The sequence below is a fragment of the Anaeromyxobacter sp. Fw109-5 genome (assembly GCF_000017505.1).
Lineage (GTDB): Bacteria > Myxococcota > Myxococcia > Myxococcales > Anaeromyxobacteraceae > Anaeromyxobacter.
Map to the genome: position 1 here is coordinate 2,862,574 of NC_009675.1, position 26,497 is coordinate 2,889,070.

Genomic DNA, 26,497 nt, shown 5'->3' on the forward strand with positions numbered 1-26,497 from the left:
CTACGCCCCCTCCCCCGGCTTCGCCCGCTTCGGCCGGCGCGCGCCCTTCTCGAACCGCCGCGCGAGCTTCTCGAGCTCGCGCGAGAGCTCCTGGACCTCCTCGCGCGTCGCGACCCCGAGGAACTGGACCGCGCGCGCCTGCAGCTCGAGCATTCGCTCCAGCGCGTCCGACCGGAACGTCTCGGCCCGGTCGCGCCACCCGGCGGCGCGCTCGGCGCCCTGATCGCGCAGCCGCTCGAGGCGCTGCCTCACCTCCGGCAGCGAGAAGTCCTGACGCGACAGGCGGTGAACGATCTCCTCGATGTCCTTCCGGCTCGCACGCCCGCGGTCCACCAGGTCCTTCAGCACCCGCTGTGCCTCCTCCTCGATGAGCTCGAAGCGCGCCTGCGCAGCGACGAGCGGCTCTCGCAGGAACTCCGGGACCTTGAGCTTTCCGTTGTCAGTCTTCTGTGCCTCGGCCATGTCATCCTCCTGGGGGCGGCGGTGTATTCGAAGGGGATCTCGACCCCCGGCGCCGACCACAGGTAACGCGTCGCGTCAGCACACGTCAAACGACCCAGCGGTGCTTCAGGGCGACGGACCCTACATGTGTGGCACCTCTCCGGCCAGGGGAAATTGCCCCCGGCGGGTCGGCACCTCACCTAGGGATGGGTCAGACGCCTGCCCGCTCGGCCGTCTCGACGTCGGCGCCCACCGCCTCGGCGACGGTGCGGAAGCCGTCGCGGGCGAGCAGCCTCGCGAGGCCGTCGTTCAGGCGCCGCACGAACCCCGGCCCGCCGTAGACGAGGCCGGTGTAGACCTGCACGAGCGTCGCGCCAGCGCGGATCTTGGCGTAGGCGCCCTCCGCGTTCATCACGCCGCCGCACCCGACGATGGGCACCCGACCCGCCGCGCGGATGTAGCAGCGCCGCACCACGCTCGTGGCGAGTGCCTCGAGCGGCGCTCCCGAGAGCCCGCCGGCCTCACGGGCGCGTGGGTGACGCTCGACCCCCGCCCGCGAAAGGGTCGTGTTCGTCGCGACGATGCCGGACACCCCGGCGTCGATCGCCACGTCCACCGCCTCGTCGAGCGCGGTCGGGGAGAGGTCGGGGGCGAGCTTCACGAGGAGCGGCTTGCCCGGCGCCCGCTCGCGGAGCCTCCCCGCGCAGGCGCGCAGCAGCGCGTCGAGCTGGTCGCGCTCCTGGAGCTGGCGCAGCCCCGGGGTGTTCGGCGACGAGATGTTCACGACGAGGTAATCGGCGTACGGGTGGAGCCGGTCGATGCAGGCGAGGTAGTCCGCCGCCGCGTCCTCGTTGGGCGTCGTCTTGTTCTTCCCGACGTTGACGCCCACCGGGCCCATCCGCGCCGTGGCGGGGACGCCGGCGAGGCGGCGCGCGCACACCTCGGCCCCGGCGTTGTTGAAGCCCATCCGGTTGACGAGGGCGCGGTGCTCGACGAGGCGGAACAGCCGCGGCGGCTCGTTGCCGGCCTGCGGCCGCGGGGTGATGGTCCCGATCTCCACGTGCGAGAAGCCGAGGGCGAAGAGCCCCGCGATCGAGGCGTCGCCCTTGTCGAAGCCGGCGGCGAGGCCGATGGGGCCGTCGAAGTCGAGCCCGAGGCAGGAGACGCGGAGCTCCGGCGGCACCGCGGGACGGCGCAGCCGCGCCAGCCCCGGCGGCACGCGGTGCAGCGCGCCGTGCGCGAGGCGGTGGGCGCGCTCGGGGTCGAGGTGGAACAGGGTCCAGCGCAGGGCGGGCCAGATCATCGGGGCCCGAGAGATACCGGATGGCGGGCGAGGATGCGAGGGCGTTCGGGCGTCCCTCGGCTTCGCCTGTCCTGAGCGTAGAGGCCGGAGGCCGCGGAGTCGAAGGCTCGGGATGAGCGGCCGCGCCGGTTCACAGCTCCAGCAGCATGACGATCGCGTCCTCTCCCTCCTCTTGATAGTAGTTCGGCCGGATCCCCACCTGGCGGTAGCCCAGGGAGCGGTACAGCTCGAGCGCGGGCAGGTTGGAGCGCCGCACCTCGAGCGTGGCCACCGTCGCGCCGCGCGCCTTCCCGGCGACGTGCGCCTCGACCATGAGCGCGCGCCCGACGCCCGCGCGCCGCGCCTCCAGCGCCGTCGCGATGTTGAGGATGTGCACCTCGTCGTGGACGAGCCAGAACACGACGTACCCGAGGACGCGCTCCTCGACCTCCGCGTCGCGCTGGACCGCGAGGAGGATGTGGGACCACGCGTGCCCGAGCTCGCGGGCGAGCAGGTCGCGCGACCACGGATGGCGGAAGCCGGCGCGCTCGATGTCCTCGACGCGATCGAGGTCCTCCGGCCGCATGCGGCGGAACTCGAGCTCGGCGAGGGGGGGCGCGGGACGGCGCACCGCTACGGCCCTTCCTTCCGGAGCGAGTCGAGGACGCGGACGTCGGCGCGGCCGCGCAGCTCCGCCACCAGCTCGTGGACCTCGGCCCGCGCGCGCTCCTCCTCGAGCTGGGCACGCGCGGCGGCGCGCGCCGGGGCGGGCGCCTCGGCGGCGCCGTTCGCCGCGAGCCAGCGATCGATCTCCTCGTCCCCCACCCGCGCCCCGCGGCCGACGCGGCTCTGCACGTACCGCTCGACCCGCACCATCCGGGCGAGCGTGGCGAGCAGCTCCTCGTCCGTGAGCTCCGACGCCGCCAGGAAGCGCGCGTAGGCCTCCGCCGAGCCGAGCTGCGCGCGGAACCGCGCGGCGGCGGCCTCCACCGCCTCGCGCTCGATCTGGTCGAGCCCCAGGCGCGCGGCGTCGTCGGAGAGGAGCATCTGATCGAGCAGCCAGTCGAGCGCCGCCCGGAGCGCCTCCGCGTCGAGGGGCTGCGTCGCGGCGGCCGCGGCGCCGCGGGAGACGAGCGCGACGCGCGCCTCCTCCTCGAGCTTGGTCAGGGTGATCAGCCGGGGCGGCGCGCCGGGCGGGTTGCGCACCACGGCCACGACCTCCTCCACGACGCGCGGCGCGGTCGCGGGGGGAGCGGCGGCGAGCAGCGTCGCGGCGAGGAGCGAGACCATGGTCCCCATTGTAGTGCGAGCACGCGGGGCGGCGCGACGCCGCGCCCGGTCCGGGAAGGCGCGTTGACGGACCCTCCCGATGCGTTACGTTTCCCTCCGTGCCCCAGCACGACCTCTACGAGATCCTCGGCGTCCCGAGGAGCGCGACAGGCGAGGAGATCAAGAAGGCGTACCGGCGGCTCGCGAAGAAGTACCACCCGGACGTGAACCCCGGGGACAAGGCGGCGGAGGAGAAGTTCAAGGAGGTCACCGCCGCGTTCGAGGTGCTCTCCGACGCCAAGCGGCGGAAGCTGTACGACGAGTTCGGCGCCGACGCGCTCCGCACCGGCTTCGACGAGAAGCGGGCGGAGGAGTACCGCCGCTGGAAGAGCCACGGCTCCCCCTCGGGCGGGATGCCCTTCGACTTCGGCGACTTCCGCACCGTCAACGTCGGCGACTACGGCGCCTTCGACTTCGGCTCGATCTTCGGCGATCTCTTCGGCGGCGCGCCGGGCCCTCGCGGGCGCGTGCGCCGCGGGCCCATCCCTTCGTCCGGCGTGAGCGCGGAGGCGGAGATCGAGGTCTCTCTTCGCGAGGCCGTGCTCGGCGGCGAGCGCGATCTGCGCGTGGACGGGCGCACGCTGCGGGTGAAGATCCCGCCCGGCGTGGCGGACGGCTCGCAGATCCGGCTCGCCGGACAGGGCGGCGCCGGCGCGCACGGCGGGCCGGCGGGAGACCTGTACCTGAAGGTGAGGCTCCGCGAGCACCCGCGGGTGAGGCGGGACGGCAAGGACCTCTACCTCGACCTGCCCGTCACCGTGCCGGAGGCGGTGCGGGGTGCCGAGGTGACGCTCCCCACGTTCGAGGGCGCGGTGCGGCTCCGCGTCCCGGCGGGCGCGCAGAGCGGGACGCAGCTCCGCCTGCGCGGCAAGGGGCTCCCGGACCTCCGCGGCGGGCCGCGTGGCGACCTCTACGCGGTGGTGCAGCTCGTGCTCCCGAAGGGCTCCGAGGCGCTGGGCAAGGCCGTCGAGTCGCTCGAGGCCCTGTACGAGGAGGATCCGCGGGCGGGCATCTCGTTGTAGAACCTCCGGCCACGGAGGCTAGGGATGGGACTTTTCGATCTGTTCGGCTCGAAGGAGGAGCGTGAGCGCGGCGCGCTGAAGAAGCTCGCGAAGCGCGTGACGGAGCGCTACGGGCCGCCCGAGAACCGGCAGAAGGCCATCCAGCAGCTCGGGGAGATGGCCACGCCCGCCGCGCTCTCGACCCTCTGCCTGCGGTTCACGGTCCGCTCCGAGCCCGGGATCACCGACGACGAGGAGAAGGAGACGACGCGCCGGCTCCTCGTCGAGGCGCGGGAGGCGGCGGCCGGGCCGCTCGAGGCGTTCGTCCGCGAGCAGGAGTCCGGGATCGCCTGGGGGCTGCGGGCGCTCGCCGACATCGTGCCGCCGGCGCGCCTCTTCGAGATCGTCGTGCGTGAGCTCGCCCGGCTCGGGCGCGAGTACAGCCGCGATCCCGAGAAGAAGCTCGTCCTGCTCACCTGGCTCGTCGAGCACCACGCGGGCGCGACGAGCGGCGAGCTCGAAGGGGCGCTCCTGCCGCTCCTCGAGGACTTCTCCGACGACGTCCGCATCAGCGCGACCCGGGCCATCGCGCGCCTCGCCCCCGGCGAGGCCGGCCGGGACGGCCTCATCCAGCTCCTGCTGCGCGATCGCGACAACGCCCGGGTGCGCGGCGAGGTGCTGGAGGCGCTCGCGCAGCTCGGCGCCGACGTGAAGGGCCACCGCCCCAGCGTCGAGGCCCTGCTCGTGGAGCCGTTCTTCCTCGACCGCGAAGGGCGCGTGAAGAAGCGCGGCTGAGCCCTCGTCCGAGGCGTTACACTCCCGCCGTGGACGCACAGGAGTCATCTTCCGGCGGGCAGGCCCCCGGCCCCTCGCCCGCCTCGCCTCCACCCGCCGCGCCCGCGCCCGAGCCCCAGCGCTCGCTGCTGTCGCGCTGGTTCGAGCCGGTGCGCGTCCCTCGCGACGCCGCCGCCGAGCTCCAGGCGCTCGCCGCGCGGGGCAGCCTGGTGTTCGTGATGCGCTCGCCGGGCCTGCTCAACTTCCTGTACCTGCGCTGGTTCCTGCGCCGGCTCGGGCTGCCCACCCTCCGCGCGGCGCAGGGGTTCCACGGGTTCTTCGGCTGGGTCGCGCGCGTGCGCCGGACCCGGCGCGCGTTCGAGGACGCCGTCGCGTCGGGCGACGCGAGCCTGGTCTTCCTCGGACGCCGTCCGGAGAAGGACCCGTTCGCCCCGCTCGTGCGGATGCAGCGCGACCTCTTTCAGCCGGTGTTCCTGATCCCGGTGCTGCTCGTCTGGAGCCGGCGCGCGCAGAAGCTGAAGCCGTCCCTGTGGGACGTGCTGTACGGCTCGCCCGAGGCGCCGAGCGCCTTCGCCAACGCGATCGCCTTCCTCCGCAACTTCCGGCGCGCCATCTTCGACGTGGGCCGGCCGATGGACCTGCAGGCCCGCCTGCGTGAGCGCCCGGGCGACCCGGACGCGCTCGCCGCGCGCAAGATCCGCGGCGTCCTCCACCAGCACCTGGCGCGCGAGTTCCGCACCGCGGTCGGGCCGCCGCTCAAGGCGCCCTCCCGAGTGCGCGAGAAGGTCCTGCGGGACCGCACCCTGCGCGGCGCCATCGCGGCGGTCGCCGCGGAGACCGGCCGCCCCGCGGCCGCGCTCGTCGCCGAGGCGGAGAAGGACCTGAAGGAGATCGCGAGCCGCTTCGACCCCGCGTTCGTCGGCTTCCTGCGCGGGGTGCTGGGGTGGATGTTCGGACGGCTGTACCGCAGCGTGGAGGTGGACGAGGCGGGGCTCGCCCGCCTGAAGCGCGCCGCCGCGGAGGCGCCGGTGGTGCTCTGCCCGAGCCACAAGAGCCACGTCGACTACCTCGTGGTGTCGTGGCTCCTGTACGAGCACGGCATGACGCCGCCGCACGTCGCGGCCGGCATCAACCTGGCCTTCTGGCCGTTCGGGCAGCTCGCCCGGCGAGGGGGCGCGTTCTTCATCCGCCGCAAGGTGAAGGGCGACCGGATCTACACGGCCGTGCTGCGCGCCTACGTGAAGCACCTCCTGCGCGATCGCTTCCCGCAGGAGTTCTACGTGGAGGGCGGGCGCAGCCGCACGGGCAAGCTCCTCCCGCCGAAGAGCGGCCTCGTCTCGATGGAGGTGGACGCCTGGCTCGACGGCGCGGCGGACGACGTGCTGTTCGTCCCGGTCGCCATCGACTACGAGAAGCTCATCGAGGCGTCGAGCTACCTGCGCGAGCTCTCCGGCGCCGAGAAGAGGAAGGAGAGCCTGCGCGGGCTGCTCGGCGCCGCGACCGTGCTCTTCCGGCAGTACGAGCGGCTCTACGTGCAGTTCGAGGAGCCGATCTCCCTCCGCCGGATCGCCTCGGAGCGGCTCGGCGAGGGCGCCGCCTCGCTCGCGGTCGACGAGGCGTGGGGCGGCGAGGCCGAGCACCTCGCGGGACCGGCCGCGCCCGGACGGCACGGGTCCCGCGCGGACGGGAAGCGAGCCCTCGTCCAGGCGGTCACGAACCAGATCGCCTACGGCATCAGCCGGGCGGTCACCGTCACGCCCGTCGGCCTGGTGGCGGCGGCCCTCCTCTCGCACGGCCGGCGCGGCATGACGGCCGCGGAGCTGGCGAGCCGCGTCGAGCTGCTCCGCGGCCTCGCGGTGGAGGGTGGCGCGCGGCTCGGGCGGGACCTCGCGAGCTCACCCGCCGACCCGCGCCAGCCGGGGGCGGTCGCCGACGCGGTGCGCGGGCTCGCGCTCGCGGGCACCGTGCGCATCGAGGTCGCCGCTGGGGACACCATCTACCTCGTCCCCGACGAGAAGCGGCCGGTGCTCGACTACCACCGCAACGCCGTCATCCACCGCTTCGTCGCGCCGGCGATCCTGGCGGCCGCGGTCCAGCGGGCCGACGCCGCCGGGGAACCGCTCCTCGTCGTCCGAAGCCGCGCGCTCTGGCTCTCGCGGCTCTTCAAGCTCGAGTTCATGTACCGGGTCGGCGCGGCTCCGGACGAGGTGTTCCAGCAGAACCTCGCCTTCCTCGTCCGGATCGGCGCGGTGGTGCGCGAGGACGACCGCGTCCGCCCGGGGGTCGCCCCGGACCTGCTCCACTTCCTCGCCGAGCTCCTGAGGGCCTACCTGGAGGCCTATCACCTGGCCGCGACCACCGCGCTCGCGGTCCTGAGGCCCTCCGAGGGCGGTCCCGCCGCGGCGGCCGACCGTCGCGCCCTCGTCCGCGAGGCGCTGGAGCGCGGACGCGCGGCCTTCCTCTCCGGGCAGATCCAGCTGCGCGAATCGCTCTCGAAGGCGACGCTCGAGAATGCGTTCGACTGGCTGATGACGCAGGGTGTCATCCTGGAGACCGAAGGCAAAGTTCGCCTGGCGGAGCCGGACGGCGCCTCGCTGCGCGTGATCGTGGACGGAATAACTCGGCATTCTGCCGGGTGATTTGGGCCAGGGTCTCTTCCCTACCCACATCCTCCGCGGTAACCTTCGCCTCCACCGCGCAGCTTTTGCCGCACCCGGAGTCGTACCGAGCCTCGTCCCCGTGAACGGACGATACCCAGGAGGCTGATCGAATGTCGGACCGCATCCAGCACAAGGGCCTGAAGGCGAAGGTGATGTCCGCCGAGGCCGCAGCAGCCATGATCCCGAACGGCGCCGTCGTCGGGGCGAGCGGCTTCACCGGCGCCGGCTACCCCAAGGCCGTCCCGATCGCGCTCGCGAAGCGCGCCGTCGACGAGCGCCTCAAGGGCAAGCCGTTCAAGGTGAACCTGCTCACCGGCGCCTCCACGGGCCCCGAGCTCGACCAGGTGATGGGGCTCACGGAGTCGGTCGCCTTCCGCTTCCCGTACAACGGCGACGCCGTCATGCGCGAGAAGTTCAACGCGGGCGTCATCGAGTACCAGGACATGCACCTCAGCCACGCGGGGTCGCTCGTCCGGTACGGCTACTACGGCCGCCCGGACAACAAGATCGACTTCGCCCTCATCGAGGTCACCAAGATCCGCGAGGACGGCTCGGTCATCTTCTCGTCCTCCGTCGGCGCGAACACCGCGTACCTCGAGGTGGCGGACAAGATCATCCTCGAGGTGTGCGAGTGGCAGGACGAGCGGCTCGAGGGGATGCACGACGTCTTCTCCGTCCCCGGCCAGCACGGTGAGCGCGGCCCCATCCCGGTCCTCAAGGCGGACGACCGCGTCGGCTCGCCGTACTGCAAGATCGACGTCTCGAAGGTCGCCGCGGTGGTGATGTCGAACTACCCGGACCGCAACGCGCCCTTCAAGGCGCCCGAGGCCGATCACAAGCGCATCGCCCAGCACATCCTCGACTTCCTCGACGGCGAGGTGAAGGGCGGCCGGCTCCCGAAGAGCCTCACGCCGCTGCAGTCCGGCGTGGGCAACATCGCGAACGCCGTGCTCGTCGGCCTGAACGAGGGCCACTTCGAGAACATGACGAGCTACACCGAGGTCATCCAGGACGGCATGCTCGACCTGCTCGACTCCGGCAAGCTCCGCATCGCCTCGGCGACGGCGTTCTCGGTCTCCCCGGCCGGCCAGGAGCGCTTCAACAAGAACATCGAGCGCTACCGCAAGCAGATCATCCTGCGCCCGCAGGACGTCTCGAACCACCCGGAGGTCATCCGCCGGCTGGGCTGCATCGCGATGAACGGGTTCGTCGAGGCCGACATCTACGGCCACGTGAACTCGACGCACATCGTGGGCAAGGGCATCGAGAACGGCATCGGCGGCTCGGGTGACTTCGCCCGCAACTCCGCCTACACGATCTTCATGTCGCCCTCGGTCGCGAAGAACGGCGCCATCTCCGCGATCGTGCCGTTCGCCACGCACATCGACCACACCGAGCACGACGTGAGCGGCATCGTCACCGAGTACGGCTTCGCCGACCTGCGCGGGAAGAGCCCGAAGCAGAAGGCGAAGGAGATCATCGAGAAGTGCGCGCACCCGGACTACCGTCCGCTGCTCAACGACTACCTGAAGCGCTCGCTCGCGAACCCGAGCGCCGGGAAGCACTCGCCGCACATGTTCGAGGAGGCCTTCGGCTTCCACAACCGGTACCTCAAGACCGGCGACATGCGTCCCAAGAAGTAGCGCTCCGCTTCCACGCCTGCTGCCGAGCGGCGGTCCCCCGGGGCCGCCGCTCTTTTTTTTCGCCCGCGGCTCGCCCTCCCCCGGCCTAATCTCCCGCCATGCCCGACCTCGACCTGGACCTCGCCCTGGAGACCGCCCGCCGCGCGGTGGAGGCGGCCACCGCCGCGAGCCTCGCCCACTTCCGGCGCGGCGTGCGCGTCGAGGTGAAGCCCGATCGCACCCCCGTCACGGCGGCGGACCGGGAGTCGGAGGCCGCCATCCTGGCGGTGGTCCGCGCCGCCTTCCCCGATCACGGCTTCCTCGGCGAGGAGACCGGGGCCCACGCCGGGGCCGCCGCCACGCGCTGGATCGTCGATCCGCTCGACGGGACCAAGGGGTTCACGCGCGGGCGCGGGTTCTGGGGCCCGCTCGTGGCGCTCGAGCACGAGGGGGCCGTCGTCGCGGGGGCGATGGCGCTGCCGGCGCTCGGGGAGACCTACTGGGCCGCCCGCGGCCGGGGCGCCTGGCTGCGGAGCGGGGAAGGAGCGCCGCTGCGGCTCGCGGTGTCGAGGATCGCCGCCTGGGAGGACGCGACGCTCTCGCTGGGCGAGCCGCACGTGCTCTTCCGGCCGCCGCTGCTCGAGCGCGTGGCGGCGCTCGCCACGAGCGCGCAGTGCGCGCGCTGCTACGGCGACCTCGCCGGCGCCGCGCTGGTCCTGCAGGGGAAGGCGGAGGCGTGGGTCGAGGCGGGCGTGCAGCTCTGGGATCTCGGGCCGCTGCCGGTGCTCGCGGAGGAGGCGGGCGGCAGGTTCACCGACCTCGAGGGGCGCCCGACCCCCGCCTCCGGGAGCTGCGTCCTCTCGAACGGCCTCGTGCACGATCACGTGCTCCGGGCGCTCGCCGGCCGCTGAGCAGGAGCCGCATCACCGGCCGCGTCGGGCTGCGGCGCGCCACCTCCTCGAACCCGAGCGCCGCGAAGGTGGAGGCCGCGCCGGTGTAGAGGAACGCGTCCCCGAGCCGCGCGCTCGAGTCCACGGGGTACGCCTCCAGGGCCGGCGCGCCGCTCGCGCGCGCGTGCGAGGCGGCCGCCTCGACGAGCGCCCGCGTCACGCCGCGACCGCGGTGACCGCGCGCCACGAAGAAGCAGGTGATCGACCAGACGGGGCGATCGTCCACCGGCGCGAGGCTCCTCGAGCGCGCCAGCCGCGGGTACGCGGCGCGCGGCTCCACCGCCACCCAGCCGACGGGGACCTCGCCCTCGTAGGCGACGAGCCCCGGGACTCCTCCGCCGTGCACGTACGCCCTCAGGGCGGCGCGGTTCCCCTCCCCCTTGCCCGCCACGAACTCGGCCCGCGAGAGGCGCCACCACATGCACCAGCACCCGGCGCACGCGCCGCGCGGGCCGAAGAGCCGCTCGAGCTCGGGGAAGCGCTCGGGCGTGAGCGGACGGACGTCGAGCGCGGGGGGAGGAGGCGTGCGCGGAGCGCGGGTGCGCGGCATCCCCGCTCTCTAGCGGACCGGGCGCCCGCTCGCCGCCGGAACCACGGCCGTCGGTCACTGCGCCCGGCGGAAGAGGTCGACCACGGCGCCGGTGCGCCCCGCCACGCGCGCGCGACCGCGCGCCCACTCGCGCAGCCCCTTGATCTGCTCCTCGTAGGTGCGGAACAGGGGCACCAGGTCCTGCGCCACGCGCCGGAGGTCGCCCGACTCCACGTCGCGCCCGAGCGCGTAGGCCCGGTGCAGCGCGCCCACCACCACCTGCTCGAGCTCGGCGCCGGAGTACTCGGAGCACAGCTCGGCGATGGCGTGGACGTCCACCTTCTCGGGGTCGCGCCCGCGCCGCCGGAGGTGCAGCGCGAGGATCTCCCGGCGGGCCTCGAGGTCGGGGAGGTCCACGAAGAACAGCTCGTCGAAGCGGCCGCGCCGCAAGAGCTCCGGGGGGAGCCGCGTGACGTCGTTGGCGGTCGCGACCACGAACACCGGGCCGCGCCGCTCCTGGAGCCAGGTGGAGAACGCGCCGAGCAGCCGGGCCGCGCGCGGGTCGCCCCCGTCGCCGGGCGCGCTGCCCGCGAACCCCTTCTCGATCTCGTCCACCCAGAGCGCCACCGGCGCGAGCGCCTCGGCGGCCTCCAGGGCGAGGGCGAGCCGCTCCTCCGCGGCGGCGCTCGCCCCCAGGACCCGCGGCAGGTCGAGCCGGAGGATGGGGACGCCGAGGCGCGCCGAGGCGGCCTTCGCCGCGAGCGACTTGCCGCAGCCCTGCACCCCCACGAGCAGCACGCCGCGCGGGGGCGGCAGGCCGAAGCGCGAGGCGTCGGGATCGAAGGCCAGCGCCCGCTCCTCCATCCACGCCTTGAAGCCCGGCAACCCGCCGAGATCGGCGGGCCCCTCCGTGCTGTCCACGAGCTCGAGGCCGAGGTCGCGCGAGAGGAGCCGCTTCTTCTCGCCCGCGATGATCGCCTGGCCGGAAGGGCCGAGCGCCGCGTCGCGCCGGAGCGCCCGGGTGAACGCACGCCGCGCCTGCCCCTCCGAGAGGCCGCGCGCCGCGACCAGGGCCCGGTGCCGGACCTCCGGCGCGAGCGCCGCGGCGGGGGCCGGGTGCGCGAGCCCCGCCTGGACCGCCTCCAGGAGCGCGGCGAGCTCGCCGTCGTCCGGCAGCGGGAGACGGAGCACCGCGACGTCGGCGGCGAGGCCGTCCGGGACCACCAGGCGGGGCGCCACGACGGCGAGGCAGCGCCCCTCGGCGGCGAGCCGCGGGAGGAGGTCGCGGACGCGCCGCACCGTCAGCGGATCGCGGAGCGCCTCGTGAAAGTCGAGCGCGACGACCAGCACGGGCGCGGGGGCCCGCGCGAGGGCGTCGAGCAGCGCGGCCGGGTCCTTCGCGCCGGGCGCCAGCCCGTCGAGGCCGCGCGCGCTCGACCAGACCGCGGCCCGCGCGCCGAAGCCCGCCGCCGCGGCCTCGCAGACCGCCACCGCCCGCTCCTCCTCGGCCGTGACGACGTAGAGGAGCGGCGTCCCGGCCGACCACAGCTCCGCGATCTCCTGGGCGATGGCGCTCACGCGCTGGCCTCCGCGTCGGCGGTGGCGCGGAACGCCTCCTCGAAGGAGGTCACTCCGGAGGCGATCTTGCGCACCGCGTGATCGCGGAGCGAGCGGAGCCCGTCCTGCCGCGCCGTGCGCGCGAGCACCTCGGGCGTGGCGCCCTCGGCGACGAGGTGGCGGAGCCGGGCGTTCACCGGCAGCACCTCGAAGATGCCGGTGCGTCCGTAGAAGCCGGTGAACCGGCACTTCGCGCAGCCCTGCCCCCGGCGCCCGAGGAGCTGGCCCGCGTGGTCCTCCGGGTGCGGCACGGAGAGCGCGTGGATCTCGTCCGCCGTCAGCGGCACGTCGGCTGCGCAGGACGGGCACACCTGGCGGACGAGCCGCTGCGCGACGACGCCGGTCAGGGTCGCCGCGACGAGGAAGCTCGGCACGCCGAGGTCGCGCAGCCGGGCGACCGCGCTCACCGTGTCGTTCGTGTGCAGGGTGGTGAGCACCATGTGTCCGGTCAGCGCCGCCTGGACCGCCTGGGCGGCCGTCTCGCCGTCGCGGATCTCGCCGACCATGATCACGTCCGGGTCCTGCCGCAGCACGTGGCGGAGGGCCTCCGCGAAGCCGGTGCCCGTCCTCGCGTTCGCCGCGATCTGGTTGAACTCCTCGTGCACCATCTCGATGGGGTCCTCGATGGTCACGACGTTCACCTCGGGCGAGGCGAGCGCCTGGAGCGCGGAGTAGAGGGTGGTCGTCTTGCCGCTGCCGGTCGGCCCCGTCACCACCACGAGCCCGTGCGGCCGCACCAGCCAGCGCTCGAGCGCGTCGCGCTCGTCCGGGAGGAAGCCCAGCTCGGAGAGGTCGCGCACGAGGACGGTCGGGTCGAGCACGCGGACCACGACCTTGTCGCCGAAGGTGGTCGGCATCGTGGAGACGCGCAGCTCCATCTCCGCGTCCCCGCGCGCGGTGCGGATGCGCCCGTCCTGCGGGCGCCTCATCGCGATGTCGAGCCGGCTCATGATCTTGAACCGGTTGGCGATCGCGCCGTGGACGGCCTTGGGGATGCGGTGGACCGGGTGGAGGACGCCGTCGATCCGCATGCGGATGATCGACTCCTCCCGCCGGGGCTCGAGGTGGATGTCGCTCGCCCGCTGCTCGAACGCGTAGTGGAGGAGGTACTCCACGGCCGCGATCACCGGCTCGGAGGACGCCTCGAGCGCCTCGATCCCGGAGAGGTTCACGAACTGCTCGAGGTTCGCGACGTCCGGGGCGGCGTCGCTCTGCTCGAGCTGGGTGCGCGCCTCGGAGATCTGCTGGCGGAACCCGTAGACCTCGGCGATGGCGCGGTGGATGTCGGCGGGCGACGAGAGGACCGGCTCGATCTCCGCGCCGGTGAGGCCGCGCAGGTTCTCGAACAGCTCGCGGTCGAAGGGGTTCGCCGCGGCGACGACCAGCGCCCCGTTGCGCCGCTCGAGCGGGAGCACCCCGTGACGCCGCGCGAACGGACGCGACAGCGTGCGCGTGATGAGCTGCGCGTCGAGCTTGAGGGGATCGATCTTGCGGTAGGGGACCCCTACCGCCTGCGCCACCGCCTGCGTCGCCTTGTCCTCGTCGACGACCTCGGACTCCTGGCGGGCGTCGGTGAAGCCGAACGAGGCGAGCACCTCGATGGGCGAGAGCTCCGCCCGGCGTAACCCTCGGCCTCCCGCGCGCGAGGCGTGGTCGCGCAGCAGCCGGGCGCGCTGCACGTTCTCGCGGGCGAAGGCGGTGCGCTTGGCGTCGTCGGTGAGGATCCCCTGGCGCGCGAGGAGATCCGCCACGAATTCGAGGGTGTAGTCGGTCGCGTGATAGGTCCTGGGCACGGCGCGCGCGAGTGTACCGCGGCGTCCCTGCGCTCAGAAGTTCGCGGAATCCGGGACGTATGTAGGTGCGGGTCGCCCGACCGGGCGACGAGGCTCAGATGCCTCAACCCACGGGGCCGCACGCGGGCGGTGCGCCGCCTCCGCTCGCCCCGCCTCGCGTCGCCGCCGGCCGCGACATCCGCCGGGACACCTCGGCGCCTCCGCAGGCCGGGCACTTCACGTCGGCCTCGTCCGAGCGGCGGACGATGAGCTCCTCGAACTGCTTCTCGCACCTCGTGCAGGCGTACTCGTAGATCGGCATCGCGCGGTGGGAGACGCGCCGCGCGAAAAGGATTCGCCCTCGCCGACACCCCGACAGCGACGCGGGGGAGGCCCCTCTTCCAGGGCTACTGCGACCACCCGCCGCGGTATCCCGCTCACCCGCGACGCTTCGCCGCGTCGCGCACGCCTGGCCGGCTGGCGACTGCGACGCCACGCCGCAATCCGTCCGGCATTTCTCACCTCCAATTACAGGCGTCAATTTGTCGCGCCGCACGCATTTCGCGGGGTTAACGCCGAACGCGGCGAAACGCCATATTCGTCTTTGATTTCGGACGGTTCCGAATGTGCGGTTCGCGAAGTTGACTTAACGCCGCACGGCGGAGCTATGGTCGCGTTCGAGCATCGTTCATTGCTCTTCGTGGCCAATTCTTCGGCATACCCAGGGAGCCCAATCGTGAAGAAGGAACTCACCCGCAGAAACCTGCTCGGCCGCGCGGGCCTCGCCCTCGGCGGCGCCGTTGCGATCGGATCGCTCGCGTGCGGCAGCGACGACTCGGATCCTCAGCCCCAGCCGCAGCCGCAGGAAGGGCCGCAGGTCGCGGACTTCCCGTACAAGAAGCATCTCGCCGCGGACTTCCGGCTGGACGTCGCCGCCGTCAAGGAGGCCGCCTACCACGCCTACTACAACGGCGGCTGCTGCCACGCAGCGTACAGCGCGCTGCTCGGAGACCTCCAGCGCGCGGGCGCGCCGTTCACCCTCCTGCCGCTCGGGTTCGGCAAGTTCGGGGCCGGCGGGATCGCGAGCTACGGCTCGATCTGCGGTGCGGCCCTCGGCGGCGCGCTGATCATCAACATGGTCGTCGAGGATCCCGCGGCGCCGGCGCCGGCGGCCCGGAACCCGCTCATCGTCGAGCTCATGCGCTGGTACGAGCGCTATGCGTTTCCCGAGTTCGTCCCGAACGCGATCGACGCCGCCGAGCAGGGCAAGACGACCATCGCCTTCGACGACACGAACCCGACCCTGAAGGTCGTCCCCGGGTCGCACCTCTGCCACGCGTCCGTGACCACCTGGTGCGCCGCGAACGGGGTGGCCGCGACGAGCCCGGACAAGCTCGCCCGCTGCGCCCGCCTGAGCGCCGACGTCGCGGGCAAGACCGCCGAGCTCCTGAACGCGTACCTCGCCGGCGAGACGTTCACCGCGACCCCGCTCGACGACGCGTCGAAGGGGTGCGGGGGCTGCCACTCGAAGGACTCGGCCGCGGTCGGCCCGAGCGTCGCTTCCGGGATGTCCTGCAACAGCTGCCACCCCGGCCACACGACGTACCCGCACCCGTAGCGAGCGAGCACCGGCTCGTCGGCACCAGGAGGGCGGCGCCAGGAGCGCCGCCCTCTTCACGTCCAGGTCTCAGCGCGCGCCGGCCCGCGCCGGATCAGGGGGAGACGCCACCCTCCCCTCCGGACGCCGCCCGAGGATGTCCGCCGCCTCCGCGCGGACCGTCCGGCGCGCCTGGGCGATGGAGGCCATCACGTAGAGCGCCATGCCGGCCATCAGCACCACGCCGAGGCCGAAGGTGGCCATGGGCGCCGCGGGGCCGATCGCCACGTACGCCTGCCCGAGCCAGAGCAACGAGGTGAGCACGAACGAGAACAGCGCGCCGTAGTTCAGCAGGATCGCGCGCGAGTAGAGCCGGTGGCGGAGCTCCAGCACGCGGACCTGCCTGGCGACCACCGACCGGCGCGCCGGCGCGTCGTCGTCTCGGAACTCGCGCGCGAGCTCGCGCAGCCGGCCGGACATGCGGGCGATCTGGTTGTCGAGGCCGAGGGCGATGAGCCCGCACGCGGAGACCATCACCGCGGGGGTGACCGCGGCGGCGAGGTGTTCGAGGGCGTGTTCCATGGGGCGGTACACATAACCGCGGCGGGGCGCGGCTGCCTGTCGCGGCGGCCGGGCCGGCGCCCGCCCAGCCCGTCCATCAGCGGCGGCGCGCCTTGGCGGGCGTGCTCTTGCGCGACCCGCGCTTCGCCCGGCTCGCGCGGGGCGGCGGCTGCTGCGGCGCGGTGGCGGACACGTGCGGCGCCCCGATCAGCCGCACCTTCTCCTGATCGTAGAGCCGGATCGCGTCGCGCAGCACCTGCAGCGCCTCCGAGCGGCCCTGGGGCTCGGAGACGAGCACCTTCTTGTTCTCGAGCGCCTTGTAGTCCTCGAAGAAGCGCTTCAGCTCGCGCAGCTTGTGGCTCGGGATCTCCGACACGTCCGTGTAGTCCGCGTAGGTCGGGTCGTCCGCGTGCACCGCGATGAGCTTGTCGTCCTCGCCCTTGTCGTCGCGCATCTTCATGACGCCGATGATCTTGGCGCGCATGATGGCGAGCGGGACGATCTCCTCCTGGCAGAGCACGAGCACGTCGAGGGGATCGCCGTCGTCGCAGTAGGTGCGCGGCACGAACCCGTAGTTCGCCGGATAGTGAACGGCCGAGAAGAGGATCCGGTCCACGATGAGCAGGCCGGACTTCTTGTCGAGCTCGTACTTCACCTTGGAGCCGGTGGCGATCTCGATGATCGCCGGGATGGGCTCCTCGATGAAGCGGGGGAGCTCGACGTCGTGCCAGGGATGGTAGGCCAAGGGTGCGTCTTCCTTTCGCCGAGACGACCCTCGGCGCCGCGCTCAGATGCCGCCGCCGTGCGAGTACCGCTGCTCCCGGACCTCGGCCTGGGTGATGCGGCTCCCCGGCGGAACGCCCGTGGTGAGCCACACGTTGCCGCCGATGGAGGAGCCCTTGCCGATGACGACGCGGCCGAGGATCGTGGCGCCGGCGTATATCACGACGTCGTCCTCGACGATCGGGTGCCGATCGATCCCCTTGATCGGGTTCCCCTTCTCGTCGAGGGGGAAGCTCTTCGCGCCGAGGGTCACGCCCTGGTACACGCGGACGCGGTCGCCGATCCGCGACGTCTCGCCGATCACCACCCCCGTCCCGTGGTCGATGAAGAAGCGCTCGCCGATGGCCGCGCCGGGGTGGATGTCGATCCCGGTGATCGTGTGCGCGTGCTCGGTGATGATGCGCGGGATGAGCGGGACGCCGAGCACGTGCAGCTCGTGGGCGATGCGCTGGTTCGTGATCGCGAACATCCCCGGGTAGGCGAAGATCGCCTCGTCGCGCGTCTTCAGGGCGGGATCGCCCTCGTACGCCGCCTCCACGTCGGAGGCCACGAGGCGCCGGATCTCCGGGACCCGGCCGAGGAACGCGCGGGTCACCGCGCGCGCCGTGTCGGCGCAGTGATCGCAGGTCTCGACGTCGTGCCGGTCGTTGAAGGCCACGCCACGCCGGACCTGCTCCTCGAGGGCCCGCAGCGCCCGCGCCAGCGTCGCGCCCACGAAGTAGTGCAGGCTCTCGTCGTGCACGTCGCTCGTCCCGAAGTAGCCCGGGAAGAGCACGGCCCGCAGGTCCTCGACGATCCCGATCACCGCCTCGCGCGAGGGGAGCGTCACCTTGCCGCCGGGCGGGAACGCCGCGTTCAGCGTCGCCTCGCGGCAGAGGGAGTCCACCACCGGGGCGAGCGCCACGGTGTCGACCGCCGGCGCCCTCGCTTGTCTCGAATCGCTCACTTCGCCTCCTCGAACAACCACGTGGAGAGGTACCGCTCCCCCGTGTCCGGGAGGACGGTGACGATGAGCTTACCCTCGTTCTCGGGCCGGCGGGCGATCTCGCGGGCCGCCCACACCGCCGCGCCGCACGAGATGCCCGCGAGGATCCCCTCCTCCTTGCAGAGGCGGCGCGCCATCTCGCCCGCGTCCTCGTTCTTCACCGTCACCACCTCGTCGAGGAGCTTGGTGTCGAGCACCTTCGGGACGAAGCCGGGACCCCAGCCCTGGATCTTGTGCGGCCCCGGCTTCCCGCCCGAGATCACGGGCGAGTCCGCGGGCTCGGCGGCGACGATCCGCAGCGACGGCTTGCGGGGCTTCATCACCTGCGCGCAGCCGGTGACGGTCCCCCCGGTCCCCGTGCCGCAGACGAGGATGTCCACCTTGCCGTCCGTGTCCTTCCAGATCTCCTCCGCGGTCGTGCGCCGGTGGATGTCCGGGTTGGCGGGGTTGTCGAACTGCTGGAGGATGAGGTAGCGGGGATCCTTGGCGGCCATCTCCTCGGCGCGCTTGATCGCGCCCTTCATCCCCTCGGATCCCGGCGTGAGCACGAGCTCGGCGCCGAAGACGGCGAGCAGCTTCCGCCGCTCGACGCTCATGGTCTCCGGCATGGTCAGGACGAGCTTGTAGCCCTTGGCCGCCGCGGCGAAGGCGAGGCCGATCCCGGTGTTGCCGCTCGTCGGCTCGAGGAGGATCGTGTCGGGCTTGAGCTTCCCGTCGCGCTCGGCCGCCTCGATCATCGAGACGCCGATCCGGTCCTTCACGCTGCCCGCGGGGTTCCACATCTCGAGCTTGGCCGCGACGGTGGCCTTGGCGCCGTCGAGGACGCGGTTGAGCCGCACGAGCGGCGTGTTGCCGATGAGCTTCGTGATGTCTTCGGCGATGCGCATGAGACCTCCGGGAAACGGGACCGAACCCGCCCTGCATAAGGGGCCCCGGCCCGGCTGGCAACGAGCGCCCGCCCGGGGCGCTGGGGGTCACTCGACGGGCGCCGGTCCTTCCGCGTCCTCGTCCTCCGCTGCCAGCGCGGCGTCGATGTCCTCCTCGCTGACCGCCTCGGCGACCGCAGCGGTCTCGATCGGCGGAGCGGCCGCGGCGGACGGCGGGCCCACGACCGCGGCGCCCTCGGCGCCCTCGCGCCGGGGCGGATGGAAGAACTCGAACACGGCCCGCGCCTGCTTCGGTCCGAAACCGTCCACCTGCGAGATCTCGTCGAGCGTCGCCTCCTTCACGCGCCTCAGCGCTCCGAAGTGGCGCAGCAGCGCCCGCTTCCGCCCCTCGCCGATGCCGGAGATCTCCTCGAGCACGCTCTGGAAGTTGCGCTCGCGGCGGAGCTTGCGGTGGAAGGTGATGGCGAAGCGGTGCGCCTCGTCGCGCAGGCGGGCGAGGAGGAACAGCTCCGCCGAGTTCTGCCGCAGCACCACCGGATCCTTGCGGCCGGGCAGGAACACGCGCTCGGGGCTCCGCGCGAGCTCGGAGACGAACCCGTGCTCCTGAGCCTCCGCCGCGTCCGCCAGCGCCGCCGCGCCGCTCGCGGCTCGCGAGGCGCCGCCACCCCGTCCACGGCGGCCGATGACCCGCGTCGTCCCGAGCGCCGGGGCGTCCACGAGCCGGCTCTTGGCGAGCCCCACCAGCTCCACGAACGGCGCGCCCTCGTTCCCGGGCGACGGCTTCGTGGGGACGCCGAGGTCCTTCGCCGCGGCGAGGGCCGCGTTGAGCTGGCCCTTGCCGCCGTCGATCACGAGCAGGTCCGGGAACGCCCCCTCGCCGAGGGCGCGCCGGAGCCGGCGCGACACGACCTCGTACAGCATGGCGAAGTCGTCCTGCCCCGCCACCCCTTTGACCTTGTACCGGCGGTAGCACGCCTTGTCGGGCTCGCCGTCCCTGAACGACACCCCCGAGCCGACGGCGAGCGCGCCCTGGAACGTCGAGATGTCGTAGCACTCCATCCAGCGGGGCGGCCGGGCGAGGTGCAGCGCGCGCGTGAGCGCCGCGAGGGCCTGCTCGCGCCGCTCGTCCTTCTCGTGCCAGCTCCGGAACCCCTGCTCCGCGTTGCGCGCGGCCACCTCGAGCAGGTCCGCCTTGGCGCCCCGCTGCGGCGTGAGGAGCCGGACGCGGCGGCCGCGCCGCTCGGAGAGGACGTCGGCCAGCGCGTCCACCTCCGCCGGCTCCACCGGGACGAGGATCTCCTCCGGCGCGGCGTTCTGCTCGTAGTAGAGCGACAGGAACGACGAGAGCGTCTCCTCGTCCGGGAACTCCTGCTCGTGGAAGGGGTAGCTGCGCGAGTCCTGCAGCTTGCCGGCGCGCATGGCGAGCACCTGCACGACGAGGTCGGGCCCCTCGCGGTAGAGCCCCACCACGTCGCGGTCGGCCCGATCCGCCATGAGGACGCGCTGCTTCTCGAGGCTCCGCTCCACCGCCTGCAGCTGATCCCGCAGCCGCGCCGCGTCCTCGAAGCGGAGCGCGTCCGCGGCCTCGTCCATGCGGCCGTGGAGCCGCTCCACCAGCTCCGTCTCCCGCCCCTCGAGGAACTCGATCGCGTCCTCGACCGACTGCCGGTACTCCGCCTCCGGCACGTCGTACACGCACGGCGCCGGGCAGCGCTTGATCTGGTAGAGGATGCACGGCCGCTTGCGGTGCTCGAACACGTGGTCGGTGCACGTGCGGAGCTGGAAGTGCCGGTTCACCACCCGCAAGGTCTCGCGGATGGAGCTCGCCGACGAGTAGGGGCCGAAGTAGCGCGCCCCGGCCCGGCGCGGCTCGCGGGCGCGGCGGACCTCGAGCCGCGGGAACGCGTGGCGCTCGTCGAGGCGCAGGACGATGAAGTCCTTGTCGTCGCGCAGCCGGATGTTGAAGCGCGGCCGGTGCCGCTTGATGAGCTCGTTCTCGAGGAGGACGGCCTCCTTCTCCGAGCGCGTCACGATCACCTCGACGTCGCCGAGGAGCTCGTCGAGGAGCGCCACGAAGGCGCGATCGTCGCCGCGCGAGGCGTCGAAGTAGGAGCGGACGCGCGAGCGCAGGCTCGACGCCTTGCCGACGTACACCACCGCCCCCCGGCGGTCCTTCATGAGGTAGCAGCCGGGCTCGGCGGGCAGCTCGTCGAGCGTCTTCCTGAGGTTCGCGTCCATCCGGGAACGAGGAATTACCCGGAAACGGCGCGCGGATCACCTCCCGAGGTCCCCGCGCCGTCGAGCCGCCCCGCCCGCGCCGGGCGCCGCGCTCCCGCGGGGCGCCTCGCCTCAGGGGACGCAGATCTCGTTCGCGGCCCCGCACCCCGCGCCGAGCCCGGTGCAGACGTCGGTGGAGAACGCGCAGAAGGGGACGTCGAACGGCCCGCTCACGCTGCCCCCGTCCGTGAAGGTCACGCTCGCGTTGCCCGTGACGCGCTCCGAGAGCCGGTCGATGGTGATCGAGCCGCCCGTCGGCTCCACCGCGCCGCTCGTGTCGGCGCACGTCGCGTCGGTGCGCGAGACGAGGGCGGTCGCGAAGGTGAGCCGCCCCTGCGCGTCCGGCACCGGCGTCTCGCGGCTGATGGGGTAGGTCCCAGGCTCCACCGCGCCCGCCGCGCCGCCCAGCACGTTGGCCCGGAGGACGAGCACGCTCACCGTGGTCGCGTTCGCCTTCCCGCCGCACGCCTGCGTCTGCCGGGCGACGTCGCAGAGCCCGCCGAACGTGCCGAAGCCGACGAGCAGCGCCGACGCGTTCGCCTCGACGTCGCTCAGCTCCGTCTCGAAGAGGCACGCCTCCTCCGTCAGGCGGAGCGCCGCGCCGTCGCTCGGCTCGAACGGCTGGCCCAGCACGGTCCCCCTCAAACCCGCGGGCCCGCCGCCGCCGCCGTCGTCGCCCCCGCACGCCCCCAGCACACCCACGAGCACCAGCGCCGCCGCGGCCATCCGCATCGTCATTCTCCCGGCGTGAACTCCCGGGATGGTAGCGGCGCGCGAGGCGCGCGGACGGTCTCGCGCGGGGAGGGACCGCCGAGGAGCGCTCGGCGGGAGACGGGGGCTCGCCCGCCCGCCTCACACACGCCGAGCGCCAGGAGGCCGCGACGGCTACGGCTCCGCCCGAGGGACCCGCGCCGCGATCTGCTCGGGCGTGAGCGAGGCGCCGTAGTGGTACACGATCTCCGGTCCTCCGTAGACCGTCCCGCCGCTGGGCAGGTGCTCCGCCTCGACGAACGCCGCGTGCGGCTGCGCGTTCACGAACGCAGCGACGTCGAGCGCGTCCTGGTCCGAGAGCGTCAGCTCCGCTCCGGGGGGCATGTTGAACTGGATCCAGCTGCCCGCCTGGACGTTGTTCGCCATCCCCGCGCCCTTGTTGTAGGCGCGCGCTCCCCAGACCGGCGGCGACCCTGCGACGCCCTCGCCGTCCTCGGAGTGGCACGCGGCGCAGCGGCCGGCATAGACGGCCGCGCCGTTCGACGGGACCGCCTTCCCGGCGAGGGCCATCGCCTTGATGTTGGGGTTGGGGAACGACTGGTTGAGGGTCGAGACGGCACGGTCCGGATTGGGCTGGACCGGGAAGCCCTGCGACAGCCAGTTGATGTAGGAGACGATGGCGAGCAGCGCCTCGGAGTTCTCCGGGAGCCGCACGCCGTTCATGCTCCGCATGAAGCAGCTGTTCACGCGGTCCTGCAGCGTGATGACGCCCCCGTCCCGGTCGTTGAAGGCGGGGAACGACGCGGCGGCCCCGATGAAGGTGGAGGCGATGGCCTTCTTCTTCCCCGCGTCGAGGTGACAGGAGCTGCAGGTCAGGCCGGAGGCGGGCATGTACGGCGCCGTCAGCGGGTGGGTGTTCGTCTCACGGAGCAGCCGCTCGCCCAGCTGGATCATGTACGCGAGCTCCTGGCGCGCGCCCGAGCTCCGCGGCAGGACCGTCGGCGCGTCCGGCATCGCCGCGACCTCCGCCTTGCGCGCGGCGAGGTACTCCGCCTGCGGATCGGCGCTCGGCGGCGGCTCGGCGGAGGGAGGCGGAGGAGGCGGCGAAGGCGGAGGCTCGATCGTGCGCGTCGAGCTCGCGTCGCTGCATGCTGCGAAGAGGAGGACCGCCACGAGCATGGCGGCGGCACGGATTCGAGGGAACATGGGCGCGTCTCTCCTTTGCCGGCGCTCGCCGGGCTGCCCACGCGCTTCTCGCGGGGCGCGAAACGTGCTCTTTCCAGCGGCGTGCCCGGCGAGGTGGCGCGGCAGATCCCCGCGCCCTCGGCGGTTTTCGCGGAGGGCGCCTGCCTCGGGCCCGGGCGGAGGTTGCAGAGTGCAACGGAGCGGCGACGGGACATTGCGGCGACGCGACGGCCGCTGGCGGTCCGGCATCGGCGCACGCACGCTCGCGACGATGCTGCTGGTCGCGATCCCCTCGCTCCTGGCCTTTTCGCTGCTCGTGCGCGGTGCGGCGGGGGACCTGCTGCGCGGCCGCACCGAGGCCCACATCCAGACGGTCGCGCAGAGCTCGGCGCGCGGCGTCGAGGAGCTCGTCCGGCGCGGAGAGCACTCGGCGCTCGCCCTCGCCACCTCCACGTCCATCGTGAGGGCGCTCGGGGAGCTGGAAGACGGGCGAGCGGACACCGCCTCCGTGGCCGCCCTCGGCGAGAGCTTCCTCGCCGCCCAGCGGCTCGATCCCGCGATTCAGGCGGTTCGCCTCGTCGACGTCGAGGGGAACGAGGTCGTGAAGGCGAGGGAGGGCGAGCTGACGCCCGCGCATTCGCCCGTCCATGGACCGCTCGGGCTACCGGCCATCCAGTCGCTCCGCGGCCGCCCCTTCTTCGAGGAGGCGCTCCGCGCGCCGCGAGGGTCCGTCACGATCTCCGATCTGGAGCGCGGCCGGGTCGAGGGCGAGGAGGACTGGTGCCCGGCGATGGTGCGCTTCGCGACGCCGCTGTTCTTCCAGTCGGGCGCCCGCGCAGGCGTGCTCATCGTGAACGTCTGGGGCGCCGAGGTCGGGGCCATGCTGAACCGGCTCGTCCCCGCCGAGCAAGGCGCCGCCTTCCTCGTCGAGCGCAACGCGGCGGCTCCCGACCGATCCGGCGTCTACCTGTTCCACCAGGACGGTCAGTGCGAGTTCGGCAACCAGACCGGCTCGCGCGTGACCGCGTGGCAGCAGTATCCGCGGGAGCTCGTCGACTCATGGATGAAGACCGACGCGGGCATCGCGATGGATCCCCGGACCGGGGATCTGCTCGCCCACGTCTACTACTCCCCCTACGCGCGCCCGGACCGCGGCTGGGTGGTCGTGCTCGCGGCCCGCGAGGCCTACTTCGCGCGTCCGCTCGAGCGGCTCCAGGCGAGCGTCCTCGGGCTCTCGGCGCTCGTCGTGGCAGGCACCGTGGTGGCCGCGCTCCTGCTGTCGCGCACGCTCACGCAGCCGCTGCGCACGCTCGCGGCCGGGGTCCGCGCGATCGGCGACGACCTCTCCGTGCGCGTGCCGGTGCGGGGCGGTCGTGAGGTCGCGATCGTGGCGGAGTCGGTGAACCGGATGGCTGGCGCCCTGCAGGAGCACCTCGAGACCCGCGAGCGATCGGAGCGCCAGCTGCGCGAGACGGAGAAGCTCGCCTCCATCGGCGAGATGGCGGCGGGGCTCGCCCATGAGCTCAACACGCCCCTGTCCAACATCCGCGCGCTCGCCTCCCTCGCGCGCCGCGATCTCGACGCCGGGCGGGTGGAGCTCCAGGCGCTGAAGGCGGATCTCGCCGACGTGGCGGACCAGACCCGCCGCTGCACGACCATCATCGACGGCCTCCTCCGGTTCGCGCGTCGCCAGCCGCCCGCGCTCGCCGCGCACGACGTGAACCGGCTCGTGCACGGATCGCTCGCGCTCGTCCGGCTGCGCGCAGAGAAGAAGGGCGTCACGCTCGCGTTCGAGGCAGGCGCGGCGCAGGCTGCGGTCGTGGACGCCGCGCAGCTCGAGCAGGTGTTCGTGAACCTGCTCCTGAACGCCGTCGACGCGGCGCGCCCCGGCGGCCGCGTGGAGGTGTCGACCGCCACGGCCGGCGGCCGGATCGCCGTCCGCGTCTCCGACGACGGCGCGGGCATCGCGCCCGAGCACCTGCCGCGCATCTTCGATCCCTTCTTCACGACCAAGGCGGTCGGCGAGGGGACCGGGCTGGGCCTCTCCGTGAGCTACGGCATCGTCCGCAACCACGGCGGCGCGCTCTCGGTCGACTCGGCGCCGGGGCGCGGCGCCACGTTCACGGTCAGCCTCCCCCTGGGGACTCCCTGATGGCGCGGATCCTCGTCGTCGACGACGACCCCCTGGCGCAGCGGGTGCTGGTGCGGCTCCTCTGCCCTGCTCACGACGTGCACGCGTACGGCGACCCGGCGGCCGCGCTGCGTCACCTCGCGGATCGGGGGGCGGACGTCATCCTCACGGATCTGCGGATGCCGGGGCTCGACGGGATCGAGCTGCTCTCCCGCGCGCGGGAGCTCGACCCCGAGGTGCTCGTGTTCGTGATCACCGGGCACTCCTCGATCGCGTCGGCCGTCGAGGCGACCAAGCGCGGCGCGGAGGACTACCTGTCGAAGCCGTTCGAGCCCGACGACGTCCTCCTGCGCGTCGAGCGCGCGATCGAGCGGCGGAGACTGCTCGCCCGGGTCCGGCTCCAGGAGGAGGCGGCGGCGCCGGGGGGCGCGCACGGCGTGTTCCTCTCGCCGCACCCTCGCATGGCGGCGCTCGCCGAGTTCGCCCGAAAGGCCGCGCGCACGGACTCGACGGTGCTCGTGCAGGGCGAGACGGGCGTCGGCAAGGAGATCGTCGCCCGGCTCGTCCACCAGTGGAGCCCGCGCGCGGGGCGCGCCTTCGTCTCGATCAACTGCGGCGCGCTGCCCGAGACCCTCCTCGAGAGCGAGCTCTTCGGACACGAGCGGGGCGCGTTCACGGGCGCGATGGCCCGCCGCGCCGGTTACTTCGAGGCGGCGGACGGCGGAACGATCCTGCTCGACGAGATCGGCGCGACGTCGCCCGCCTTCCAGGTGCGCCTCCTGCGCGTCCTGCAGGAGCGCGTGGTCCAGCGCGTCGGCGGCACGACGCCCATCGCGGTGGACGTGCGGGTGATCGCGGCGACCAACGAGGACCTGGAGCGCGCCGCGGGCGAGGGGCGCTTCCGCAAGGACCTGTACTACCGGCTAGGGGTCGTCACGCTGGTCGTGCCTCCGCTGCGTGAGCGGCGAGAGGACGTGGGCCCGCTCGCGGAGCACTTCCTGCGCAAGTACCGGCACGTCAACCCGGCGGTGCGGGGCGTCTCGCCCGAGGGGCTCGCGAAGCTGGTCGCCTACGACTATCCGGGCAACGTCCGCGAGCTCGAGAACGTCGTCGAGCGCGCGATGATCCTGGAGACGGGCGAGGCGCTCTCCCCAGGGTCCCTGCTGGTGGGACCGGGAGCGGCGCTCGCCGGGAGCCGCGCGGAGCGGGCCGACGCGCCGCAGCCGGAGCCGGTCGCGATTGACGACGCGGAGCGCGAGCACATCCGCCGCGTCCTCGAGCGCTGCGGGGGGAGGCGCGGCGAGGCGGCGCGCCTGCTCGGCATCGACAAGTCCACGCTGTGGCGGAAGCTGAAGCGGTACGGGCTCGGCGGCGACTGAGTC

At 73.2% G+C, this 26,497-nt stretch carries 23 protein-coding genes; 8 read left to right on the forward strand and 15 right to left on the reverse strand.

All coding sequences use genetic code 11. The features are described from left to right. The 4 genes from ANAE109_RS12645 to ANAE109_RS12660 form a co-directional block, all read right to left on the reverse strand. Positions 1-462: a hypothetical protein gene (locus tag ANAE109_RS12645; protein ID WP_012097259.1), complete on the reverse strand. Its 462-nt coding sequence runs from the start codon at positions 460-462 to the stop codon at positions 1-3. 190 nt (positions 463-652) lie between these two features. Beyond that, entirely contained in the window at positions 653-1,744 is a 1,092-nt protein-coding gene (locus tag ANAE109_RS12650; RefSeq protein WP_012097260.1) for a quinone-dependent dihydroorotate dehydrogenase, read from the reverse strand. Positions 1,745-1,874: 130 nt separating this feature from the next. Next, entirely contained in the window at positions 1,875-2,354 is a 480-nt protein-coding gene (gene rimI, locus ANAE109_RS12655) for a ribosomal protein S18-alanine N-acetyltransferase (protein WP_012097261.1), read from the reverse strand. 2 nt (positions 2,355-2,356) lie between these two features. Next, positions 2,357-3,013 carry a hypothetical protein gene (locus tag ANAE109_RS12660; RefSeq protein WP_234945140.1) on the reverse strand — a complete coding sequence of 219 codons (657 nt, stop codon included), beginning with the start codon at positions 3,011-3,013 and terminating at the stop codon, positions 2,357-2,359. A gap of 98 nt (positions 3,014-3,111) precedes the next feature. On the opposite strand from ANAE109_RS12660, the gene ANAE109_RS12665 reads away from it, so the two are divergent. The 5 genes from ANAE109_RS12665 to ANAE109_RS12685 all read left to right on the forward strand — a co-directional run bounded on the left by ANAE109_RS12665 (position 3,112) and on the right by ANAE109_RS12685 (position 10,041). Continuing rightward, positions 3,112-4,074 (forward strand): DnaJ C-terminal domain-containing protein, encoded by a 963-nt coding sequence (locus tag ANAE109_RS12665; protein ID WP_012097264.1) that lies wholly within the window; start codon positions 3,112-3,114, stop codon positions 4,072-4,074. Positions 4,075-4,098: 24 nt separating this feature from the next. Further along, positions 4,099-4,848 (forward strand): HEAT repeat domain-containing protein, encoded by a 750-nt coding sequence (locus ANAE109_RS12670; RefSeq protein ID WP_012097266.1) that lies wholly within the window; start codon positions 4,099-4,101, stop codon positions 4,846-4,848. A gap of 29 nt (positions 4,849-4,877) precedes the next feature. Next, the gene (locus tag ANAE109_RS12675) at positions 4,878-7,487 is read left to right on the forward strand and encodes a 1-acyl-sn-glycerol-3-phosphate acyltransferase (RefSeq protein WP_012097268.1); all 2,610 of its coding nucleotides are present in this window, start codon (positions 4,878-4,880) and stop codon (positions 7,485-7,487) included. Positions 7,488-7,618: 131 nt separating this feature from the next. Further along, complete coding sequence (locus ANAE109_RS12680) at positions 7,619-9,151, forward strand: acetyl-CoA hydrolase/transferase family protein (protein ID WP_012097269.1); 1,533 nt, start codon at positions 7,619-7,621, stop codon at positions 9,149-9,151. 98 nt (positions 9,152-9,249) lie between these two features. Then, on the forward strand, positions 9,250-10,041 hold the full coding sequence (locus ANAE109_RS12685) for an inositol monophosphatase family protein (protein ID WP_012097271.1): 792 nt from the start codon (positions 9,250-9,252) through the stop codon (positions 10,039-10,041). Here the strand turns inward: ANAE109_RS12685 and ANAE109_RS12690 are convergent. The 4 genes from ANAE109_RS12690 to ANAE109_RS12705 all read right to left on the reverse strand — a co-directional run bounded on the left by ANAE109_RS12690 (position 9,941) and on the right by ANAE109_RS12705 (position 14,320). Continuing rightward, a complete protein-coding gene (locus ANAE109_RS12690; RefSeq protein WP_012097272.1) occupies positions 9,941-10,630 on the reverse strand; it encodes a GNAT family N-acetyltransferase in 690 nt (229 codons plus the stop codon). The two genes, ANAE109_RS12685 and ANAE109_RS12690, sit on opposite strands and share 101 nt — an antisense overlap. 54 nt (positions 10,631-10,684) lie before the next feature. Then, a complete protein-coding gene (locus tag ANAE109_RS12695; RefSeq protein WP_012097273.1) occupies positions 10,685-12,187 on the reverse strand; it encodes an AAA family ATPase in 1,503 nt (500 codons plus the stop codon). Then, positions 12,184-14,019 (reverse strand): GspE/PulE family protein, encoded by a 1,836-nt coding sequence (locus ANAE109_RS12700; RefSeq protein WP_012097274.1) that lies wholly within the window; start codon positions 14,017-14,019, stop codon positions 12,184-12,186. Before ANAE109_RS12700 ends, ANAE109_RS12695 begins: the two co-directional genes overlap by 4 nt. Positions 14,020-14,122: 103 nt before the next feature. Further along, positions 14,123-14,320, reverse strand: coding sequence for a zinc ribbon domain-containing protein (locus ANAE109_RS12705; RefSeq protein ID WP_012097275.1), 198 nt, complete (start codon positions 14,318-14,320; stop codon positions 14,123-14,125). Between the two features lie 414 nt (positions 14,321-14,734). On the opposite strand from ANAE109_RS12705, the gene ANAE109_RS12710 reads away from it, so the two are divergent. Further along, complete coding sequence (locus ANAE109_RS12710; RefSeq protein ID WP_012097276.1) at positions 14,735-15,616, forward strand: C-GCAxxG-C-C family protein; 882 nt, start codon at positions 14,735-14,737, stop codon at positions 15,614-15,616. A gap of 69 nt (positions 15,617-15,685) precedes the next feature. Here ANAE109_RS12710 and ANAE109_RS12715 read toward each other — a convergent pair whose 3' ends face one another. From ANAE109_RS12715 to ANAE109_RS23440, 7 genes are all read right to left on the reverse strand, one after another. Further along, a complete protein-coding gene (locus ANAE109_RS12715; RefSeq protein WP_012097277.1) occupies positions 15,686-16,177 on the reverse strand; it encodes a DUF2721 domain-containing protein in 492 nt (163 codons plus the stop codon). Between the two features lie 76 nt (positions 16,178-16,253). Further along, positions 16,254-16,901, reverse strand: coding sequence for an inorganic diphosphatase (locus tag ANAE109_RS12720; RefSeq protein WP_012097278.1), 648 nt, complete (start codon positions 16,899-16,901; stop codon positions 16,254-16,256). 42 nt (positions 16,902-16,943) lie between these two features. After that, entirely contained in the window at positions 16,944-17,885 is a 942-nt protein-coding gene (epsC, locus tag ANAE109_RS12725; RefSeq protein ID WP_012097279.1) for a serine O-acetyltransferase EpsC, read from the reverse strand. Continuing rightward, positions 17,882-18,811 carry a cysteine synthase A gene (gene cysK / locus ANAE109_RS12730; RefSeq protein WP_012097280.1) on the reverse strand — a complete coding sequence of 310 codons (930 nt, stop codon included), beginning with the start codon at positions 18,809-18,811 and terminating at the stop codon, positions 17,882-17,884. Before cysK ends, epsC begins: the two co-directional genes overlap by 4 nt. Positions 18,812-18,898: 87 nt before the next feature. After that, positions 18,899-21,049 (reverse strand): excinuclease ABC subunit UvrC, encoded by a 2,151-nt coding sequence (gene uvrC / locus ANAE109_RS12735; RefSeq protein WP_012097281.1) that lies wholly within the window; start codon positions 21,047-21,049, stop codon positions 18,899-18,901. Positions 21,050-21,160: 111 nt separating this feature from the next. Further along, a complete protein-coding gene (locus ANAE109_RS12740; RefSeq protein WP_041448317.1) occupies positions 21,161-21,820 on the reverse strand; it encodes a hypothetical protein in 660 nt (219 codons plus the stop codon). Positions 21,821-21,973: 153 nt separating this feature from the next. Further along, a complete protein-coding gene (locus tag ANAE109_RS23440; protein WP_012097283.1) occupies positions 21,974-23,005 on the reverse strand; it encodes a c-type cytochrome in 1,032 nt (343 codons plus the stop codon). 169 nt (positions 23,006-23,174) lie between these two features. Between ANAE109_RS23440 and ANAE109_RS12750 the strand changes: the two genes are divergently transcribed. Both ANAE109_RS12750 and ANAE109_RS12755 read left to right on the forward strand, forming a co-directional pair. Beyond that, complete coding sequence (locus ANAE109_RS12750; protein ID WP_234945141.1) at positions 23,175-25,136, forward strand: sensor histidine kinase; 1,962 nt, start codon at positions 23,175-23,177, stop codon at positions 25,134-25,136. Further along, on the forward strand, positions 25,136-26,494 hold the full coding sequence (locus ANAE109_RS12755) for a sigma-54 dependent transcriptional regulator (RefSeq protein WP_012097285.1): 1,359 nt from the start codon (positions 25,136-25,138) through the stop codon (positions 26,492-26,494). Before ANAE109_RS12750 ends, ANAE109_RS12755 begins: the two co-directional genes overlap by 1 nt. Positions 26,495-26,497: the final 3 nt, after the last annotated feature.